The organism is Nocardia sp. NPDC001965 (assembly GCF_053594175.1).
Genome location: NZ_JBSFDZ010000002.1, coordinates 179,716 through 199,702, shown reverse-complemented (window position 1 = coordinate 199,702; position 19,987 = coordinate 179,716). Strand labels below are relative to the sequence as shown.

Sequence of the window (19,987 nt, the reverse complement as noted above, 5' to 3'; positions counted from 1 at the left end):
CTCACCGGTCCGGACGGTCCCGGCCCAGCGGCGCGGTGCGCAGGGCGCCGTCGGGGGAGACGACGAGCCGCCAGTACCCGCCCTCCGGATCCCGCAGCACGACTCCGGCATCGGCACGGTCGGATACCCATGCACCGCTGGCCAGCACCGAGGCCAGCCCGGCGCCGTCGGGTGCCACGGCCCGCAGGATCTCCTCCGCACCGTCGGCCCGGGCAGTGACCGGACCGGTGAAGGTCGGCCGGTGGGTCTGACCGCGACCGAGGACCTGCCAGTTGCTGGGGAACACTCGGGGTGCGATCTCGGTGCCCGCACCGGAGACCAGATTGACGGCGATACCCTCCGGGCAGCCGGCCTCGGCGATCCGCAGCTCGGTGGGGCTGCCGCCGGGATCGGCGTCGAAGGCGATATTCGCCAGATACGGCTGGCGGCAGTAGACCAGGTCGATATCGCACGACCGGGCCGCGACCTTGCAGTTCACCATCCCGAACTGCGACGGTCCGCCCTGACCGGCCACCCCCACCTGCACGGCGATATCGGCACCCTCGAACCAGATGTTGGTGAGCCACCAGTTGTTGGCGGCGCCGTCGACGAACAGATGACGGTCGGTCGTCGCCGGGTCGTTGTCGGAGACGAATTCGCTGTTGGTGAGGGCCAATCCGGCATTGTGATCGTTGCCGGTGCCCAGGACGCCGATGCGGTTACCGGAGAACTTCGACGAGGTGACGTAGTTCTGGATACACGAGGTGCTCAGCCCGACCCCGAAATTGTTGATATCGCAATCGATGAACGAGGTGCCGCCGGTATTCGCCTCCAGTACCACGCCTTTCTGTCCCGCGTAGCGCGGCCAGTTGTCGGCGAGGTGGTTACCGCGGATGAGGACCGTGTCGAAACTGCAGCGGAAACATTCCGCGAGACGGATCGCTGTCGCGTTGGGACCCGACAGGTAGAAACCCATGCGGGCGAAACGGATCCGCTGTTTACCCGCCAGATCGACCAGAGTGGTGTCGCGATCGCAGAACACCGTGGTGACATCCGCCCCGTCGCCGTACACGACGGAGTGGTCCGGGAGGTCCGGCCAGGCGGTGATCCGGTACTCGCCGGCCGGGAGGTACACCACCGGCGGGGTGCCGTCGGTACGGCACGCGGTGGCCAATGCCTCGGTATCGTCGGCCTTTCCGTCGCCGACGGCTCCGAAGTCCCGGATATCGCGGACGGTCGGCGACGCAGTCCCGGAGGCCATCACGATCGGCGCGGGTGGGCGGCCCGAGGCGGCCAGGGGTACGGTGACCGCGCCGATTCCGGCCGCACCCAGCCCGGCCGCGAGCAGATCCCGCCGCTGGATCCGGGCCCGGTCGGCCGGCTTCGCCCGATGTGTTTCGCTCACGACCGCCGCCACCAGGTCCGCCGCGGCGCCACCGCCACCACACCCGATACCGTCGCGCCGGCCGCGATCAACCCGGACACTGCCGACTCGACCCGGTCGCGGCGTCCACCGAGCCGGACCACACCGACCGTCCCCGCCGGGTCGGCGGCCACGGCCGCGGCATCGGTGGGCGCGATATCGACGACCACGCGATCGAAGCGTTTGCCGACCTCGCCCAGCAGTGCTTCGAATCGCGCGGAGGCCAGCAGATCCGGCGTGCGCTCGTCGGCCCTGCCGAGTGCGAGCACGACCACCGACCGCTCCGGCCACGGAACGAACGCCTCGTCGACGTGGATATCGTCACGCAGGACGGCGGCCAGACCTTCGGCTGCGCGCGCACCGGTCTCGGTGGGGACGGCCGGGGTGCGCGCCTGGAGATCGTCGAGCGGAAGGGCCGGTGTCTTGCGCACATCCAGTTTGACCGTGGGCGGATCGAAGATCTCGCCGCGGACCACTGCCGAGGTACGGCCGGACGCGGCGGTCACCAGTTCCCGGGACGGATGCGGATCGCGGACCGGCCAATCGCTGTTGGGCGCCGCCGGCTGGACCACGGACTCGGGCAGCAGGGTGGAAACACCGTCGCCGGCCGTGTTCGCGTCGATCACCAGAACCTTGGCGCCGGTGGCACCGAGCACCGATCCGGCACCGAGCACCAGCGCGGGTTCCGAGCGCCCGTCCAGTGCGGTGATCACCAGACGCCCGGCCTCGGGCAGCCGGGCCCGCAGCGCCCGCAGGTCGGCGGACTCCCGCTGGGTGCCGAGCGCGACCGTGCCCAGGACGGGCTGTCCGAGCGCGGTCAGTTCCGCGCCGTCGCGTATCCGTCTGTTCAGCCGGTCCAGTAGATACGCCACGGCCGCGCCGAGCAGCAGCCCGGCGATCGCGCCGACCGCGTATTGCCGGGAGCCGCCCGGACCGCTCGCCTCGGCGGGGGCCTGCGCCGCGTCGACCACCGCGACCCGCGCGGCCGGGGCGGCGGTGACCTCGATGGTCTCCAGTTCGTCGACGAGGGCGCGGAACTGGGCGACCACCTGGTCGGTGAGGACCCGGCTGGTCTCGGCGTCCTCATCGGTCACCGATACCCGGATCAGCGAAGTCGCCGGTGGAGTGTCGGCGGCGATCGCGGCGCGCAGTTCCTCGCGGTCCAGATTCAGGCCGAGCTGGCCGATGACCCGGTCCACCACATGGTCGCTGCTGATCAGCTCCAGATAGGACCGCACCCGCTGCTGGGCGGCCAGACCGCCCTGGTAGGAGTCGGCGACCGAGGTGCCGGTCGCCATCGATATGTAGAGGGTGCTGGTGGCCGTGTACGTCGCCGGTGTCGATTCGACCTGGTATGCGGCCAGGCCCACACCGAGTGCGGTACCCGCCAGCAGCGCCGCCCAGTAGCGGCGCAGCAGGCGCAGGTAGTCGGGCAGTTCCATCATTGTCTTCCTTCACTTCCCACGCTCGCGCCGACCGGTGCCACGGCGGGGCCGGCCGGTAGTTCTCGATCAGGTGTGCCGGGCGGTCCGTGTGCGCGCCGCCAGTGCCCCACCACCAGCCGCACCAGCCACGCCAGGATCACGACCTGCAGATATTTGCCGAGTGTTTCGGCGCTGCCGAGCATGCCGCGCTCGAACACCACCGGGACCTCGATCAACGCGATACCGAACAGCACCGGCACCAGATGGCGCGTGTACAGCGACCGCGCCCACCCCACCAGGACGACCGCGGTGAACGCGACGCCGACCACGACCCCCGGCAGGCCGCCGATCACGTACCCCTCACTGATATTGCCCTCGGCCAGCGATACCGATACCTGGCTCATATCGACCGAGGCGCCGCGTACCTCGGTCGCCCAGGCGGTTCCGGCGTGCAGTTTCTCCTCTGCCAGCAGCTGGGCGGGCACCATACTGCGGGCCAGATGCCCCATCACCTCGCCGGGGCTCAGCCACGAGTACGGTCCGATGTAGTAGGCGTCGGTCGCGGCTTCGAGCAGGTCGAACCGGCGGAGCAGGCTGAGGAACGGCCGCACCCCCGCGGGGTAGGCGCCGTCGACAGCGGCTGCCTCGGCGCGGAGATACGGTGAGGTCTTCAGCGACTGCAGTGTGTCGAATCCGGCGATACCGGTCACCGACACCGCACCGATCCCGAGTACTTTCGCCCGGGTCCACCCGGTGAGCGCGAATCGCACCGCCACCGCCAGCGCCGCCCCGAGGATCGGTGTCTTCGATTCCGTGGCCGTGGTCCACCACAGCTCACCCACCATGAGCACACCCAGAACGGCGATCGTCGCGGATTCCCGCGGCGGGCGGGCGAAGACGATCAGCCCGACCGCACCGAGGGTAGCGGGCATGGTGAGCAGGGACAGGACCGGCGACGAACTCTGCACGTCACCGGCTTGTCCGGCCGCGCCGGAGGCGACGCTGAGCAGGCGGGCGAATGTACCCAGCACGTACAGCACCCAGAGGGTCGCGATCAGATCCGGATCACCGGCCAGCGGGGCGCGGGTGGGCCGTGGCCGGCGCCGCGTCCACAGCACGAAACCGAGGACGATCAGCGCGTACCCGGTGAGCCCGAACGCAACCGGTCGCAGTGCCGCTTCGATACCCACGTCGTAACCGATATCGGCCAGGCGCGGGTCGGCCACATTGTCGCCGAAATGCGGTTCGGGACGCACGATCAGCAGCACCACCGGGCGCGCGACATAGGACATCGCCCAGTACAGTGCCTGCGCGATCAGCAGGACTCGCAGCACCCCGTGGGTGAGCAGGGCGGCGATCACCATCGTCGCCAGCGCCGCGACGACCACCAGCAGCGGTCCGTTCGAGGTGACGAGGTGCGGGATCAGCATCGGCACCGTCCCACGGCCGGTGAATCATTCGAGCGCACGCAGGATCTCCTTCGCCCGATCGGTGTAGGTGTGCCCGCCCTCGACGATCCGCCGGAACCCGGCTTCGGCGGTTTTGGCCGCCTGATCGGGGTAGGACGCGCAGCGTTCGAGTATCTCGTCGAGTTCGTCCCGGCTGGAGAAGAGGAACGCCTCGGTTCCGTCGTCGAGCAGTTCGGCGTGTTCGTCGGTGCGTTCGCCGACGAAGAGCCCACCGGAGGCCGGTACCTCGAAAGTGCGGCAGGTGTGCGTATCGCGGTTCTCGGAGTTGAGCAGCACCAGATTCGCTGTCACCGAGGCGACCGCGATCGCGAAATCCTCGCCGTACACCGGACCCGCGACGGCGGCGCGGGTCGTCTGCAACTGCCGCACCCGGCGCCACCCGGGGCCCCGCACCAGCAGTTGCGACCCGTAGGTGCGTGCCAGCGAGACGATGCCGGGCCGCCGGTCCGGGCGGCAGGCCCCGATGAAGCCGACCAGGAACTGGCGGGTGCCGCGCCGGGCCGCCGGATGATGCCAGGCCGGGTCGTAGGCACTGCGCACGAACAGCGTCCGGGAAACTCCGCGGCCGGCGAGTTCGGGCAGGTTGTGCCGTTTGGTGGTGACCACCATGTCCCATTCCGATTCGTGTGCCAGGTAATCCGCGGTGGTGTTCGCCGGATTCGAGACGTCGTCGGGGCTGTAGTGCACATGCATCGCGGCGGGGATCTCCAGCAGCCGGCGCTGGTCCAGGAATACCGATTTGAAACCGAACACCAGGTCGGGATGCAGTTCGGCGGCCGCCCGCTCCAGCCGGGTGTGCACCCGGTCCACCGTCCACGGCGCGCGCCGCTCACCGGTTTTCGCGTACGACCACGACGGTGACAGCCGCGGCGGCAGCGTCACCGGGGTGGAGTCGACCACGATCACCTCGTGGCCGAGCCGGCGGAACCCCTCGGCGAGCGAGCGGGCGTTGCTGCCGAGCCAGTCGTCGCCGACGAACAGAATCCTCATCGCGTCCTTCTCCTCTGCGCGTCGGCGGGCAGGGGGCTGCCCGCGGCGCGTTCCCGCACGATCAGTGCGCGCATGCGCGCGAGATACCAGATGGCCACCGCGAATTCCGCGGCCACGATCCCGGCGGCCAGCGTCCACACCGAATGTGTACGCAGGGTGAGCAGCAGGGCGCACGCGGCGACGACCGTGCCGGTGGCCGATCCGATCAGCACCCCGACGGTGTCCTGGCGAACCGGCAGGATCGCGGTGGTGACGAACGAGGTGACCGTGGTGGCCGGCAGGATGAGCGCTTCCAGGCGCAACACCCCGGCCGCCCCGCCGAATTCGTCGCCGAACACCAGTCCGATCACCAGCGGGGCCGCCACCCACAGCGCGGCACTCGCCACGCACGCCGCCGCCACGCAGACAGCCAGTGCGCGCAATGCGGCCGGCCAGAACCGCTCGTCGCCGCCGCGTGCGGCCATGCGGGGCAGCAGGGCGAAACCGATCGGATCCAGTAGCGACTGCACCGCCCGCACCAATCGGTCCGCGGCGGAATAGAGGCCGAGGGAGGCCGCGTTGAGCACCGCGCCGTACACCGCGGCCGCGCCCTGCCCGTAGCTGGTGACCAGCAGGCGCCCCGTCACCACCGGTAGCGCCGCGCGGACGAGTTTCCATGCCCCGCGCGGCCGCCCGGGGGCGCCGAACCCGCGCCAGGTATCCCACCAGGTGAGCGCGAGGCTGATCACCGAGGAACCGAGCAGACACAACATCGCCATCGGTGCGGTGGGGAACCGGGGCAGCAGCGTGAGGAGCAGGACGAGGTAGCCGACCCGGGCGATCGACTGGTACAGCGTGGACGCGCCGAACCGGCCCTGGCCGATCAGCACCCAGTCCTCCGACATCGACCAGAAACCACCGACGAACAACCCCAGCAACACCATGCCCAGGTACTCCGGCGCGCCCGCGGATACCGCCGTCACCAGCGCCACCGCGAGCACTCCGAGGATGCCGCCCCGGATGGCCAGGTAGGTACCCCGGGTGTGGTTCACCACGTCCCGGTCGGTACCCGACTCCTGGACGCGTGCGGCCAGATAGGAGGTGATCCCCAGATCCACGATCAGCGAGCCCAGGAAGTACGCCGACATCCCGATGGCCAGCAGACCCATCCCGGACGCGCCGAGCAGGCGGGCGATCAGCGGCAGTGTCGCCACGGTGACCAGGTACTGGCCGTACTTCCCGAAACTGACGTAGGCGATATCGCGCAGCACCGTGGCGAGTTCGCGGATCCGCGCCGATCCGGTCCGCGGGCCCGGATCGACGGGTGGGACGACCGTGATCACCGGAAGTTTCTCGGTCGGCCAGTCGGCGAAGGCCGGAATTATCTCGGTCGGCAGATCGTAGTCGGGGACGCGCAGGCCGTCCATCGACACGGGATAGTGCCGGTGGACGATCCGGATCGGGATGGTGTGCTGGTCGGGCGGATTCATCGGGCGCGTACCGCCCGCCGTGCCGTGACCTCGCCGAGCAGTCCGGCGACCGCCTGTGCGGTGGCCGCGATACCGAACTCGGCGCTGCGCTCGCGGGCGGCCGCGCCGAGCCTGCTGCGCAGCGCCGGATCGGCCACGAGCCGGTCCAGTGCGGCGGCGAGCGCGACCGGGTCACCGGGTGGGACGAGCAGGCCGTCGATCTCCGGCCGGACGATCTCGGTGGGGCCGCCCGCGTCGGCCGCCACGACCGCGCATCCGGCGGTCATGGCCTCGACCACGACCTGGCCGAACGGTTCGGTGATCACCGAGCAGTGCACCGCGATATCGGCCCGCGCGAAGTAGGGGCCGGGATCGTCCACATGGCCGGTGAATTCGACCGGCGAGTCCAGCCGGGCGGCAGTATGTTCCAGCGCCGCCCGGTAGTCCTGTTCGCCGAAGAAGGTACCGCCCACCAGCTGGACCGCGGCGGGCCGGTGGCGCAGCAGGGGCAGCGCGCGCAGCAGGACGTCCTGACCCTTCCACGGGGTGAGTCGTCCGACCAGGGCGATCCGTACCGCCTCGGGTTCGCGCTGCGGCACCCGGGACGGGTTCGCGATGGGCTCGACGCCCGGATAGGCGATCACCGCGACCCGGCCCCGGGTGTAGAGGGTGCGCAGGGTGGACCGGCTGTTGGCGATCATGCCGCGCGCGGTGGTCCAGCCGAGCAGCCGCAGGGCGAAGGCCAGTATCGGGCCGAAGTATTCACCGCTGACCCGGTCGTGGACCTGCCAGACCAGCGGCACCCCCGCGCGGCGTGCGGCCACCGCGCCCATGAGGAGAGCCTTCGTGCTCTGCGCGACCACCACGTCGGCGCCGTCGGACCGGACGATCGTCCCGAGCCGGATCCCCAGCCGGATCAGACCGGCCGCTCCGGTGAGCAACCGCAGCGGTCCGGACCCGGCGACGCGCAGCGCGGTGCTGTCGAAGGCGTTACCGCAGACCGTGACCGGTATCCGTCGCGCGCGCAGGTGGTCCACCAGCGGCCCCGGTGCGGTGAGCAGCACCGAGGGATCCACCGCGCCGCCCGCGCGGAGTGCGGTCAGCAGTCGCAGTGTCGCGAGTTCGGCACCGGAGGGCGCGGCGGTATGGGAGAGGAATACGGCGCGGATCATCCGGTGAGCTCCCGGTACAGAGCGATATGCCGGTCGGCGGCGGCAGCCCAGGAGAAGGTCTCGGCATGGGCCCGGCAGCGGTCGGGGCCGGGTACCGCGCCGTCGAGGGCGGCGGCGAGCCGGGCGGCCAACGCGTCGGCGTCGCCCGGGGGGACGATCAGCGAGGAATCCAGGTCGCGGACGGAATCGGGCAGACCGCCGCATTCGGTGACGACCGGTGCGCGGCCCGCCGCCAGCGATTCCAGCGCGATCAGCCCGAATCCCTCCAGCGCCACCGAGGGCACCACGGTGACCGCCGCTCGCGCGTACCAGCCGGTGAGCTCGGTATCGGTGACCCGGCCGGTGAACGCGACACTCGCACCCAGACCATGGGCCTGTTCCCGCAGCCCGGCCTCGGCGCTCCCGGTGCCGACCAGTACCAACCGGGCCGTGGGGTGGGCGGAACGCACCGCGGGCCACGCACGCAACAGGACGTCGATACCCATGCGGTGTTCGAGTCGGCGCACGCACAGGACCACCGGCGCGTCGGGCTCGGGCACCGGTGCCGGGCGGAAACGGTCCAGATCGACACCCGGCGCGATCACCGCCACCGCCTCCGGTCGCACCTGGTAGTCGTGTACCAGCAGATCCCGGAAATACGCGGACAGCACCACGAACCGGTCGGCGGGCCGGGCCCGCAGGCGTTCCAGCGTGTATTTCGCACCGGCGGCCAGCGCACCGCCGCCGGCCGCGCGGCTCTCCGCGGCCCACGGCCCGTGGAAATGCACCACCAGGTGGCGGGCGCGGCTGTCGCGTGCTGGCGGCCCGTACAGCGCGAAATGCCGGTCCAGGACTGCGGGTCGACCGGGCGCCGGGACCGGCCGGTCGCGGAACGCGGCACGTGCCCGGTGCCAGGTGGAGCCGTCGGCGGGTCCCCACGACCGGCCGCCCGCCGGTGCGGTGCCGAACGCGGCGGCCGATACCTCGATCCCGGGGCGAGTGCGCAGGGCTCCGAAGAGGTCGGTGAAATAGCGGTTCAGGCCGCCCGGTGTGGTACCGAACCATTCCGAGCCGGTCATATGGACGCGCGGCGGCACGCTCGTCGCTGTCATCGGCGCGACCCGATGCGGTCGCCGAGGAACTGTCCCGCCCGCACCCGCAACCGTTCCAGTGCGGTCCGGGCCAGTCGCAGATCACCGATCGTCACATCCAGTGGCGAGAGCAGCAGCGGACAGTCCCGGGCCAGCCGGTGATGGAAGCGCAGTGTTTCGCTGAGCTTGCTCACCGTCGAGGTGCGCGCGCACAGATTGAACGACGAGGCCCGCCACGCCGCCGCGACGTCGGGCAGACCGAAGAACAAGCCGAACTGCCCCACCCGCGCGAACAGATCCACGTCCATGGGGAACACCAGGTCCCCGCGCAACCCGCCGACCCGGTCGAAATGTTCGCGCCGGAACATCGCCGCGGCGGTCGGCCCGAAATCGGCGGGACCCCGCCGCACGATGGTGCGGGCCAGGGTGCGGGACGTGTGGACTCCGTCGAGACCCGGCAGGCCGAGCCCGGTCTCCACCAGCGCACCCTGCTCGTCGATCACCTGGAACCGGCTGGAGCTGATGGCGAACGCCGGATCTTTCATCACCTCGAGCTGCGCCGCGAGCGACCCGGGCAGCAGGATGTCGTCGGCGCACACCACTTTCACCAGGTCGCCGGTGGACAACGCGATCGCACGATTCCAGTTGTCTCCGATCGCCAGCGTGGTGGCGTTGCGTTCGATCCGGATCCGCGGGTCGTCGAACGACGCGGCGATCTCACCGGTGGCGTCGGCGCTCGCGTTGTCGAGCACCACCAGTTCGAAGTCGAGGTCCTGGCTCAGAATCGAACGCAGCGTCTGTTCGAGCGTCCGCGCGGCCTCGTAGGCCGGGACACAGACCGACACGCTGACCACTGGGGATCCTTTCGATGGAATGGGCGGGATACGCCGAGAGGTCTCGGCGTATCGGCGGGGAACTGTTCGGCAACCGGGGACCGGAGATTTCCGGTAGCCGGAGCGGGTGGTTTTCGAGGAACGGCCGGCGTGCGAAGGGGCAGTGGTCCGCACACCCGGCGGTATTCGCGAGCGTTACCGGATGGGCCGCTCCCGCGTGCCGTGACCGGGTTCGTCCAGTACCCAGCGTCCGGCCAGCTCCGGGAAGCGTTCGGATACTTCGGCGAACAGGTCCGGCACCGTCAGCAGCACCCGGTCCGGCCGGGCGGCGAGCAGGTCCGCCGGAGCGATGATCGGTATGTCGGTGCCCGGCATCCGCCGGCCCTGTTTGCCCGGTGCGGCGTCGGCGACACCCGCCAGCAGTTCGCGTCGGATGCCGGCCCGGCAGAAGAGGGCCACTGCCCGCGAGGCCGCCCCGTAGGCGTATACCCGCTCGCCGCGCGCGGCCGCCGTTTCCAGGATCGCCCGCAGACTCTCGGTGTGGTCGTCGGCCGCGCGTTGCAACCCGTTCAGTGCGTCCGGGTCGTCGGTCTCGGATTCCCGGTCCAGGACCCGCCGCACCGAGTCGTCGGGTGCGGTCTCGCCGTGTACCGCGGCGAGCAGTACCGTGCCCCCGTACAGCTCGAAATCCCAGACGGTGACCACCGACATCCCGGCGGTCGCGAGCATGTCACGCAGCACCCGCAGCGAGTAGTACGCGAAATGTCCGTGCCGCAGCGCGTTCCACTGGCCCTGAGTCACGATCGTGTGCAGCGGGTGGTACTGCAACAGCAGCACCCCGCCCGGCGCCACGGCCGCGGTCCGCCCGGCGACCGCCGCCGCCTGATCGCGTTCGTGCATGAGACCGAACGAGTCCAGCACTACATCGGCGGGTCCTCCGGTGACCGTGAAACCACGGTCGGCCAGCAGTTCCAGCCAGCTGCCGCCGTGCGGGCTGGCGAATTCGCGCACGGTGCGGCCGCGCAGCAGTGCGGCACCGGACACTCGGCGCACCGCGTCGGCGGCCTGTTCGCGCAGCGCGCGCGGCTCCACCCCGCGCGGTTCGGCGGTAACCGTATCGTCGTGGGCGAGTTGCGCCAGCCCGCAGGAGTGACACATCACCATGGCCAGCGGATGCGCGGCCTCGCCGGGGTGCGGATCGGAATCGGCCGACGGGAAGTGATCCGCGGCCGGCATCGCACCGAGATCCAGCACCGGCACCAGCCGTTCGGCACGGCACACCCGGCAGCCCGCGGGATCGGCCGAGGGCACGTCCAGTACGGCCGCCCGTCCACCGTGCGCTGCCCCGGGCCCGCTCATGGCACCATCACCCGGTGCGAATCGAACAGGCGGAACTCGCCGATGTGCTGATCCTGGTGCCCGAACCGTTCCGCGACGACCGCGGCCTGTTCACCCGCACCTTCGACGCCGAGATCTTCGACGCCCACGTGGGTCCGGGCGTCGCCGCCGCGTTCGTCCAGGATTCGCAGTCGCGCTCGGCGCGCGGTGTGGTCCGGGGAATGCACGGCCGCGGCGGCCGCGGCGAAGCCAAACTGGTGCGCTGCGCGCACGGTGCGGTGCACGACATCCTCGTCGATATCCGTCCCGGATCGCCCACTTTCGGGCGCAGCCAGGCCTTCCTGCTCGACGACGCCGACTTCCGCCACCTCTATGTGCCGGCCGGTTTCCTGCACGGTTTCCAGGCGCTCACCCACACCGCCGACGTCTGCTACCGCATCGACCGGCCGCACGATCCGGCCGAGGACCTCGCCGTCGCCTACGACGATCCCGACCTGAACCTGAACTGGCCGCAGGAAGTGACGCTGGTCTCCGCGCGCGATCGAGCCGCGGGCAGCTGGCGGGCACTGCTGGAAACCCATCTCACACACCCGTCCTGACCCGTCGCAGCGTCGCGTCGACCGCACCCGAATCACCGAGCTCCCGCAGTCGCGCCAGGCGGACGAAGCGTCCCGTGAAATCCGCCGCTGTCAATCCGCCGGCGGTGTACTCCGTGTACAGCTCCGCGGCACCCGCGGCGATCGACCAGCGCGCCTCGAAGCCCAGATCGCGCCGCGCCGCACCGAAATCGACCCGGTAGGACCGCGGATCGGCACCGGATTCCCCGGTGATCAGAACTTCGGATCCGGGTACCGCCTCCGCCACCGCAGCCGCGATCTCGGCGACGGTGCGGTTGTTGGCCTCGGTACCGATGTTGTAGGCGCGCGAGCGGATCGCCTCGACCGGAGCCTCCAGGCACACCGCGAACGCTTCGGCGATATCGGCGGCGTGCACCAGTGGCCGCCACGGTGTGCCGTCCGACAGCACCTTCACCACTCCGTCGAGTACGGCATGGCCGACCAGATTGTTGAGCACGATATCGGCGCGCAGTCGCGGCGAGAACCCGAACGCCGTCGCGTTGCGCAGGAACACCGGGGCGAAATCGGTGTCCGCCATGGCCGCGAGATCGTCCTCCACCCGTACCTTGCTCTCGGCGTACGGGGTGAGCGGACGCAGCGGCGCGTCCTCGTCGACCAGGCCGTCTCCGGCCGCGCCGTACACCGAACAGGTGGACGCGTACAGGAAGCGGCGTGTCCCGGCCTCCTTGGCCAGCCGGGCCAGCCGCACCGACGCGTGATGGTTGATGTCGTGGGTGATCTCGGGGACCAGGGCACCCAGCGGATCGTTGGACAGCGCCGCGAGATGTACGACGGCGTCGAAACCGGTGAGCTGCCCGATCGTCACGTCCCGCAGGTCCACCGCCAGTCTGGGCGGCTCCTTCGGGGCGGTACCCAGCACGCAGTCGGCGAACCAGCCGGTGTCGAGGCCGACGACCTCGTGGCCCCGGGCCCGCAGTACCGGGACCATGACGGTGCCGAGATATCCCTGATGACCGGTGACGAGAACCCGCACCGCTACACACCTCCCAGATCGAGCACGGCCTTGGTCAGTTCGAATCCTTCGGCGTATCCGGTGTGGCACTGCACGCCCCGGATCCGCGCCAAACCCAGGAACGCCGCGTCGTCGAACCAGTCGCGCGGTGCTTGTGAGGGATAGCATTCGGCCAGCAGCCGGGCCTTCTCCGCCGCGATCTCCGGTGCCACCGGATGCAGCACCGCCGGCCGCGGCGTATCGGTCTCCCATTTGAGGATCTCGTAACCGAGCACCAGATGGTCGCGGAATTCGGTGGTCACGAGTTCGGCCAGCAACCGGTGGTCCTGATGGGCGTCGCCGCGCTGCGGGGCGAAGACGATATCGGGCTCGGTGCCGCGCCGGAATTCCGCGAGGGCGGTCTTCACCCGATCCCAGTGCGCCGGTGCGCGCCCGTCCGGTATGTCCAGCACCGTCAGTTCGAGTTCGGCGTCCGCGCAGAACCGGCCGAGCGCGGTGCTCTCCTCCTGTGCCCGGGCGGTGCCGCCGCCGGAGAGCACCAGTGCGCGTACCCGCAGACCCGGATTTCCGCGGGTCAGGGTGAGCAGGGTCGCGCCCATGCCGATGGCGATATCGTCGCAGTGCGCGCCGAGCAGCGCGACCTCGGTGAGTCGCGCGGGGGTCAGGGGCATCACGAAGCGGCCCGCTCCCAGACCATCCACGGGCGGTCGCCCCGGTGATATCCGGCGTCGAGTTCGGCGCGTTCCTTGAACGTGTCGGCGGGTTTCCAGAACCCGTCGTGCTGATATCCATGGAGTCGGCCCAGCGCGGCCAACGCTCCGCAGCTGTCTTCGACCAGATCGCCGCCCTCGGGCAGATGGTCGAAGATCTCCTGGGTGAGTACGAAATAGCCGCCGTTCTCCCAGATCGGGAGTTTGCCGACTGCGGTGATCTGCTTTACCTCGCCACTGGGCAGCACGTCCACGCAATGGAACGACGACTGCGGCGGCACGATCATCATGGACGCCGCCGCTCCCGAGGCGGTGAACCGCTCGATCATGCGGTCGAGCGGTGCGTCGGTGAGCACATCGGAATAATTGGCCAGGAACATATCGTCGCCGTCGAGGTGGGGGCGGACCCGGCGGAGCCTTTCCCCGATGGCCGATTCCAGGCCGGTATCGACGAAGGTGATCGTCCAGTCGGCGATATCGGAGTGCAGCAATTCGACCCGGCCGCCGCGGATGACGAAATCGTTGGACATCGTCTCCTGGTAGTTCAGGAAGAAATTCTTGATGTGGTGGGCGCCGTACCCGAGGCACAGAATGAACTCGGTATGCCCGAAATGCGCGTAGTAGCGCATCACATGCCAGATCAGCGGACGTGGGCCCACCATCTGCATCGGCTTGGGCGGACTGTCGTTCTCGCCACTGCGCATCCGCATTCCGTATCCGCCACAGAACAACACGACCTTCATCGCGCGGCGACCTCCACCGGACGAGGTGTGACGACCCGGACGGTCGGCAGCGGGAACACCAGCTGTCCACCCCATTCGCCGATATGACGTAACTGCGCGGTCAGTTCGGTCTCCAGATTCCACGGCAGTACCAGTACGAAGTCCGGCCGGTCCGCCTCGATCCGCTCCGGCGGATGGATCGGTATCCGGGTACCGGGGGTACGGCGGCCGTGTTTGTAGGGGTTGCGGTCCACCGTGTACTCGAGCAGATCGGGACGGATTCCGCAGTAGTTCAGCAGGGTGTTGCCTTTACCCGGCGCTCCGTAGCCGACCACGCGCCGTCCGGCGGCTTTCTGGTCGAGCAGGAAACGCAGTAGTTCCTGACGCACCCGTTCGGCCTGTTCGCCCAGTGACCGGTAGCCCGCCACCGAGTGCAGGCCCGCATCCGCCTCGGCCGCCAGCAGTTCCGCCACCCGGACGGTGGGTTCGGCGACGGCCGCGGGCCGTGCCCAGATACGTAGTGACCCGCCGTGGGTCGTGAGTGTTTCCACATCCGCGACCGCCAGGCCGGCCGTGGCCAGTGCCCGCTGTGCCGAGCCGAGTGTGTAGTACTGGAAATGCTCGTGGTAGATCGTGTCGAACTGCCCGTACCGCACGAGATCGCGCGCGTAGTGCACTTCGATGGAGATCCATCCGTCGTCGGCGACCAGAGTCCGCAGCGCCCGGGTGAATCCGCGCAGATCGGGAATATGGGCGTACACATTGTTCGCGACCACCAGATCGGCGGCGCCGTATTCGGCGCGCACCCGGCACGCTGAATCCTCGGTCAGGAATTCGGTCAGCGTCGGTACCCCGGCCGTCCGGGCGGCGGCGCCGACGTTCGCCGAGGGTTCGATACCGAGGCAGGGGATTCCGGCCGCCACCACGTGCCGCAACAGGTAGCCGTCGTTGCTGGCGACCTCCACGACGAACGAGTCCGGGCCCAATCCCAGCCGGGCGGCGGCGGTGCCGGTGAATTCCCGCGCGTGCTCGACCCAGGTGTCGGAGTACGAGGAGAAGTAGGCGTATTCGGTGAACGTCTCCTCCGGCGTGATGAGCGCCGGGATCTGCAGCAGCAGACAGTCCGCGCACACGCGCAGGTGTAGCGGATAGGTGGATTCCGGCAGGTTTAGGTCTTCCTCGGAGAGGAAACTCTCACAAGGAGGTGTCGCTCCCAGGTCGACCACACTGGTCAGCCGGGACGACTCACACAAACGACAATGCACTCGGGCTCCACTCGAACGGTCACGTACATCGGCGGCGCCCCGCAGCCCCGAGAAGTAGCTTCTCTGTGCCGATCGACCGAAAAAATAGCACCTATCCGGCGCATCTGCGACACGGTCCGGGAAGACTTTCCCGCGGAAGTGACCTATGGCATATGTTCAGCAAACCCCGTAACGAACAGGCCCCGTATGACGATGGCGGCCAATCGAAAAGGGTGATTCCACCGTATTCGATGCCGCTCCGGACCGGTCTCCGGCCGACGCTGCCATTCCACCACTTGTGCGCGGCGGCATTGGGGGCAATACTTCTGCAACAAGATCGGCCGGTATGCGCCTTTTCGAGGCGGATCTTGCTGGAAAAAGCGTGTGATCTGCTGTCGCGGACGACAGTCGAGGGCACGGACGTTCGAAGTTCAAGCGGGTACGTTTCATGGTTCTGGATCTCCGTGCGGTCGGGGGCGTTGTCGATCTGCACCTGCCGAATCCCGGTGACCGGGACTCGTGGCGGGCCGGATATGTACGCCGGATCGCCCGGACCGATGTCGCGGTGGTCACCGCGGCGGCCCTGGGCGCGCAACTGGCCGGCATCGCCGCGAATCATCCCCTCGGCTGGGAACTCGAACCACGAACCACCGCCCTCACGCTCGGTATCGCCCTCGGCTGGTCGGTTCTGCTGAGCTGGAACGGATCCCGCTCGCCGCATACCGTCGGCTCGGGTGGCGACGAATACCGCCGGTTGATCTCGGCGACCCTGCAGTTGTTCGGCACGGTCGCGATCGTCTCGCTGATCCTGCGCGCAGACCTCGCACACGATCATCTGGTGGTCGCGCTACCGCTGGGCCTGCTGGGTCTGGTGACGACCCGGACGTTGTGGCGTGGGCACGCTGCCCGGCACCGGGCACTCGGGCGCTACCGCCGCTCGGTACTCGTCGTCGGCAGCCCCGATGCGGTCCGCGCCATCGCGGCCGCGCTCTCCGAACAGGACATGCACGGCTATCACGTCGTCGGTGCCTGTACACCCACCGGCGACGCGCTCGCCGAACCCACCTCGTTGCGGGTCGGCCTCCGTGATGTCCCGATCGTCGGCAACGACCGCTCGGTGCGCAGTGCGGTACGGCGCACCGGCGCCGATACCGTGGTCGTGATGGCGACCGATCGCCTGGGCCCGCGCGATATCCGCCGCCTGGCCTGGGATCTGGACGCCTTCGGTACCGAACTCATCGTCGCGCCCGGCATCATGGACATCTCCGGGACGCGGATGTCGAACCAGGTGCTGGCCGGAATCCCGATGCTGCACATCGAACGCCCCCAGTACGATCGCGCGCTCTCGTTCGGCAAGGCCGTGTTCGACCTCTGCTTCTCGGTCCTGGTCCTCACCGCCATCGCGCCGGTGCTGCTCGGCCTGGCGGCCGCGGTGAAGTTCACCAGTACCGGACCGGTGTTCTATCTCTCGGAACGGATCGGGATGGACGGCAAACCGTTCCGGATGATCAAGTTCCGCAGTATGTACGTGCGGGCCGACCGGGAAGCCGCCTCGTTGATCAGCGCGAACGGTGGTAATCCGCTGTTCTTCAAACTGAAGGACGATCCGCGGGTGACACCGGTGGGCCGGTTCCTGCGCAAATACAGCCTCGACGAACTCCCGCAGTTCTTCAATGTGCTGTTCCGCGAGATGAGTGTCGTCGGGCCACGTCCGCAGGTGCGCCGGGAGGTCCACTCCTACGACGGTGTGATGCGCCGCCGCTTGCTGGTGCGGCCCGGAATCACCGGGCTGTGGCAGGTCAGCGGCCGCTCCGACCTGTCCCCGGAGGAATCGGTCGAACTCGATATCTCCTATGTGGAGAACTGGTCCATGCTGCTCGATCTGCGGATAATCGCCCGCACCCTGCGGACGGTCGCCAGAGGCGACGGAGCCTACTGACCCGGCCGCGGGTGCGGGCGATCGGTCAGAGCAGAACCAGCGCCAGGCTGGCGAGTGCGATAACGAGCACCCAGGCGATCAACAGTGAGTGCGTGGACCCCGGACTCGGGAAGCCGGGGTTCGGTACAGCGGCCGGGCGACGATCCTTGTGTGTCGTGGCGACGGTGCTCACGGTCCACCTCCTCGAAAGAGTTTGTGTACCCAACGGATAACGGCTTCCCCGATTTCGCGTGCTCAATCCTGCGGCGCGATTTCCGCACCCGGTGTTTGTGCCGCCGGGTCCCGGGTAGCCGCCCCGTGTACCGAAACCGACAGTCCGGGAGCCGCGGCCGTCCAGACCTGCGGCGGGAGCGGCGATCCGGACCCGAGGGAGGTTGTTCCATGAGCACTGTCACCGCGTCGACCGAGGTCGGGGTACCGATTCGCACCGCTTACGACCAGTGGACGCAGTTCGAATCGTTCCCCCACTTCATGGCGGGGGTCGAACGGGTGGATCAGATCGACAACACCCACACGCACTGGAAGATCAAGATCGGACCGGCGGATCGCGAATTCGACGCGACGATCACCGAGCAGCATCCGGAAGAGCGGATCGCCTGGCGCTCGGACAGCGGTCCCGAGCACGCCGGAGTGGTGACCTTCCACCGTATAGATGATTCGACCACCCGGGTGATCACTCAGATGGATATCGATCCGGAGGGTTTCGTCGAGAACGCGGCCGACAAGCTCGGCATCCTGGATCGGCGGGTGAAGGGCGACCTGGCGCGATTCAAGGAGTTCATCGAATCCCGGCCCGGGGCGAGCGGAGCCTGGCGCGGAGATGTGCCGCGTCCGGGCGGCTGACCGCGTCCCCGCGTACCCAGGCCGCGCCGACCGAATTCGGTCGGCGCGGCCTTTGTGCCGGTACTGGCGAAAGCTCGGTTCCCCTGCGGCGGTCCGCCGGAATCGACCGGACCGTGCTCCGGATCGACTCAGCCGGGTATCGGCTCGATGGAGAGAACCAGGGCTGTGTTCAGCCAATTCTGCGTGGCCCCGGTGGTGTGCGGGCTGCCGAGCGCGTCGGCGGTGAGCGCCCAGTACCGGGTGATCGCGGGATGCCCGGCCGCGGCCCGGGCAAGCCGCCGGCGGAATTCCGCGGTGTCCCGGTCGCCGCGTGCCACCGCGTGCGCCTGGACGAACAGGTCCAGTTCCGGGCCGGGTGCCGGATCGTCCCCGGCGTGCACCCGCTGGGCCGCAAGGGTGTGCGCTGCCGCGACCTCGGTGACGAGTGTGCGCCGGTCGCGGATCGGGCGGCTGTCGGACAACCACAGCTGACGGCTGATCGCCCGGGTCAGGTCCGGCGTACCCGCCAACTCGGCCAGCTCCGCGATCGCGAGCACATACGCCGGCGTCGGTGCCACCGGGATCGACGGGATATCCATGGCGACGAAGTCGTCGAACAGCCCGGGTGGCATGGCGGCCAGGATATTGCGCCAGAACGCGATGAGTTGATCGCGTGCCGTACCGGGTTCGGCGACTCCGGCGAGCCGGCGCAGAGCTGTCGCGCGTTCGCCGGGCGGTGCCTCACCGAGAGCGCACAGCACCGCGTGGCGCCACGACAGCGTCCGCAATTCGGCTGCCACCGTTGCCCGTGCGGCCGCCACCGCCGTATCCACGGCATTCTCGTCCGCCAACACTCCGGCGATGGCGGTGAGTCCCAGCCCCACGGCCCGCAATCGCCGGATCGACGACAGCCGGGCGAGTGTATCCGCCGTGAACACACGATGGCCGCCGGTGGTGCGACCGGTGACCAGAAGTCCCTCGTCGCAGTAGAACCGGATGGTCCGCACCGGCACTCCGGTGCGGCGCGCCGCCTCGCCGATACTCACCGCGCCGCGAACATCTGTGACGTATGTCACTTCTACTGGAACCTCCACCCGGGTGGAGCTCCTACCGTACCGGAAGTGACCGAGCACAGGAGGTACGGAGAATGAGCACCGAGATCGTCGCCGAGGAACTGGTCTGGCAGGCGGTGGCCACCGAGCGGGCGACTCTGGCCGATATGTTGTCCGGGCTGAGCGAACAGCAGTGGGACCGGCAGTCGTGGTGTGCGGGCTGGCGGATCCGCGATGTCGTCGGGCATATCCTGCTCACCTCGCGAGCCGGACTCGGGCAGGTGCTGTGGGAATTGATCCGGGCCCGAGGGAGTCTCGACCGGATGAGTTTCGCGACCGCCGTCGAGTACGCGGACCGCCGGGCGTCCGCGGCGCTCGTCGCCGAACTCCGCGTCGTCACCGACCTGCGGCACACCCCGGTCGGAACCACGGCTCTGGACCGTTTGACCGACCTGCTGGTGCACGGCCAGGACATCGCGGTCCCACTCGGTCTGCGACGGGAGATGCCGGTCGATGCCGCGCGGTGGTCCGCCGAACGGGTCCGGCGGATGGGCCGCCCGTTCCACGCCCGGCGGATGATCGCCGGGCACCGCCTGATCGCCACCGATACGGCCTGGTCGGCCGGGACCGGCACGCCGGTCCGGGCGCCGATCGCCGAATTGCTGCTGGTGGTCACCGGACGGATACCGGTCACGGCGGCGGGCCGGGCGGAAACGTCCTGACCGGCGGCATCGCCGCGGGATCGCGAATGCGGTCCGCGGG

Annotated in this window: 19 protein-coding genes; 4 read left to right on the top strand and 15 right to left on the bottom strand. The window is 69.3% G+C overall.

All coding sequences use genetic code 11. From position 1 onward, the window contains the following. Position 1: 1 nt before the first annotated feature. From ACWCPQ_RS04785 to ACWCPQ_RS04745, 9 genes are all read right to left on the bottom strand, one after another. A complete protein-coding gene (locus ACWCPQ_RS04785) occupies positions 2-1,384 on the bottom strand; it encodes a glycosyl hydrolase family 28-related protein (protein WP_449894771.1) in 1,383 nt (460 codons plus the stop codon). Beyond that, entirely contained in the window at positions 1,381-2,847 is a 1,467-nt protein-coding gene (locus ACWCPQ_RS04780; RefSeq protein ID WP_449894767.1) for a protein tyrosine kinase, read from the bottom strand. Before ACWCPQ_RS04780 ends, ACWCPQ_RS04785 begins: the two co-directional genes overlap by 4 nt. Further along, positions 2,844-4,256: a hypothetical protein gene (locus ACWCPQ_RS04775; RefSeq protein ID WP_449894764.1), complete on the bottom strand. Its 1,413-nt coding sequence runs from the start codon at positions 4,254-4,256 to the stop codon at positions 2,844-2,846. The genes ACWCPQ_RS04780 and ACWCPQ_RS04775 overlap by 4 nt, the downstream gene beginning before the upstream one ends. A gap of 24 nt (positions 4,257-4,280) precedes the next feature. Then, positions 4,281-5,285, bottom strand: coding sequence for a CgeB family protein (locus ACWCPQ_RS04770; protein WP_449894762.1), 1,005 nt, complete (start codon positions 5,283-5,285; stop codon positions 4,281-4,283). After that, a complete protein-coding gene (locus ACWCPQ_RS04765) occupies positions 5,282-6,754 on the bottom strand; it encodes a lipopolysaccharide biosynthesis protein (RefSeq protein WP_449894759.1) in 1,473 nt (490 codons plus the stop codon). The genes ACWCPQ_RS04770 and ACWCPQ_RS04765 overlap by 4 nt, the downstream gene beginning before the upstream one ends. Continuing rightward, the gene (locus ACWCPQ_RS04760; protein ID WP_449894757.1) at positions 6,751-7,905 is read right to left on the bottom strand and encodes a glycosyltransferase family 4 protein; all 1,155 of its coding nucleotides are present in this window, start codon (positions 7,903-7,905) and stop codon (positions 6,751-6,753) included. The genes ACWCPQ_RS04765 and ACWCPQ_RS04760 overlap by 4 nt, the downstream gene beginning before the upstream one ends. Then, on the bottom strand, positions 7,902-8,963 hold the full coding sequence (locus ACWCPQ_RS04755; protein WP_449895519.1) for a glycosyltransferase family 4 protein: 1,062 nt from the start codon (positions 8,961-8,963) through the stop codon (positions 7,902-7,904). Before ACWCPQ_RS04755 ends, ACWCPQ_RS04760 begins: the two co-directional genes overlap by 4 nt. A gap of 29 nt (positions 8,964-8,992) precedes the next feature. Next, on the bottom strand, positions 8,993-9,829 hold the full coding sequence (locus ACWCPQ_RS04750; RefSeq protein ID WP_449894755.1) for a glycosyltransferase family 2 protein: 837 nt from the start codon (positions 9,827-9,829) through the stop codon (positions 8,993-8,995). Between the two features lie 174 nt (positions 9,830-10,003). Beyond that, positions 10,004-11,167 (bottom strand): class I SAM-dependent methyltransferase, encoded by a 1,164-nt coding sequence (locus ACWCPQ_RS04745; protein WP_449894753.1) that lies wholly within the window; start codon positions 11,165-11,167, stop codon positions 10,004-10,006. A gap of 14 nt (positions 11,168-11,181) precedes the next feature. Between ACWCPQ_RS04745 and rfbC the strand changes: the two genes are divergently transcribed. Then, positions 11,182-11,745, top strand: coding sequence for a dTDP-4-dehydrorhamnose 3,5-epimerase (gene rfbC, locus ACWCPQ_RS04740; RefSeq protein ID WP_449894751.1), 564 nt, complete (start codon positions 11,182-11,184; stop codon positions 11,743-11,745). Here rfbC and ACWCPQ_RS04735 read toward each other — a convergent pair. From ACWCPQ_RS04735 to ACWCPQ_RS04720, 4 genes are read right to left on the bottom strand one after another with little or no spacing between them, the layout of a single operon-like run. Continuing rightward, positions 11,729-12,757, bottom strand: a complete 1,029-nt coding sequence (locus ACWCPQ_RS04735; RefSeq protein ID WP_449894749.1) for an NAD-dependent epimerase/dehydratase family protein — start codon at positions 12,755-12,757, stop codon at positions 11,729-11,731. The genes rfbC and ACWCPQ_RS04735 overlap by 17 nt on opposite strands. 2 nt (positions 12,758-12,759) lie before the next feature. Further along, positions 12,760-13,407 carry a PIG-L deacetylase family protein gene (locus ACWCPQ_RS04730; RefSeq protein ID WP_449894747.1) on the bottom strand — a complete coding sequence of 216 codons (648 nt, stop codon included), beginning with the start codon at positions 13,405-13,407 and terminating at the stop codon, positions 12,760-12,762. Continuing rightward, positions 13,407-14,189, bottom strand: a complete 783-nt coding sequence (locus ACWCPQ_RS04725; protein WP_449894745.1) for a glucose-1-phosphate cytidylyltransferase — start codon at positions 14,187-14,189, stop codon at positions 13,407-13,409. Before ACWCPQ_RS04725 ends, ACWCPQ_RS04730 begins: the two co-directional genes overlap by 1 nt. Then, the gene (locus ACWCPQ_RS04720; protein WP_449894743.1) at positions 14,186-15,433 is read right to left on the bottom strand and encodes a methyltransferase domain-containing protein; all 1,248 of its coding nucleotides are present in this window, start codon (positions 15,431-15,433) and stop codon (positions 14,186-14,188) included. The genes ACWCPQ_RS04725 and ACWCPQ_RS04720 overlap by 4 nt, the downstream gene beginning before the upstream one ends. A gap of 427 nt (positions 15,434-15,860) precedes the next feature. Between ACWCPQ_RS04720 and ACWCPQ_RS04715 the strand changes: the two genes are divergently transcribed. Then, positions 15,861-17,351, top strand: coding sequence for a sugar transferase (locus ACWCPQ_RS04715; RefSeq protein ID WP_449894741.1), 1,491 nt, complete (start codon positions 15,861-15,863; stop codon positions 17,349-17,351). A 25-nt stretch (positions 17,352-17,376) separates the two neighbouring features. Here ACWCPQ_RS04715 and ACWCPQ_RS04710 read toward each other — a convergent pair whose 3' ends face one another. Then, positions 17,377-17,523 carry a hypothetical protein gene (locus tag ACWCPQ_RS04710; RefSeq protein WP_449894739.1) on the bottom strand — a complete coding sequence of 49 codons (147 nt, stop codon included), beginning with the start codon at positions 17,521-17,523 and terminating at the stop codon, positions 17,377-17,379. Between the two features lie 209 nt (positions 17,524-17,732). Here ACWCPQ_RS04710 and ACWCPQ_RS04705 point away from each other — a divergent pair, with 209 nt between their 5' ends. Beyond that, positions 17,733-18,194 (top strand): SRPBCC family protein, encoded by a 462-nt coding sequence (locus ACWCPQ_RS04705; protein ID WP_449894737.1) that lies wholly within the window; start codon positions 17,733-17,735, stop codon positions 18,192-18,194. Between the two features lie 128 nt (positions 18,195-18,322). Here the strand turns inward: ACWCPQ_RS04705 and ACWCPQ_RS04700 are convergent, their stop codons facing one another. Beyond that, positions 18,323-19,249, bottom strand: coding sequence for a MerR family transcriptional regulator (locus ACWCPQ_RS04700; RefSeq protein ID WP_449894735.1), 927 nt, complete (start codon positions 19,247-19,249; stop codon positions 18,323-18,325). Positions 19,250-19,320: 71 nt separating this feature from the next. Here ACWCPQ_RS04700 and ACWCPQ_RS04695 point away from each other — a divergent pair, with 71 nt between their 5' ends. Next, positions 19,321-19,947: a maleylpyruvate isomerase family mycothiol-dependent enzyme gene (locus tag ACWCPQ_RS04695; RefSeq protein WP_449894733.1), complete on the top strand. Its 627-nt coding sequence runs from the start codon at positions 19,321-19,323 to the stop codon at positions 19,945-19,947. Positions 19,948-19,987: the final 40 nt, after the last annotated feature.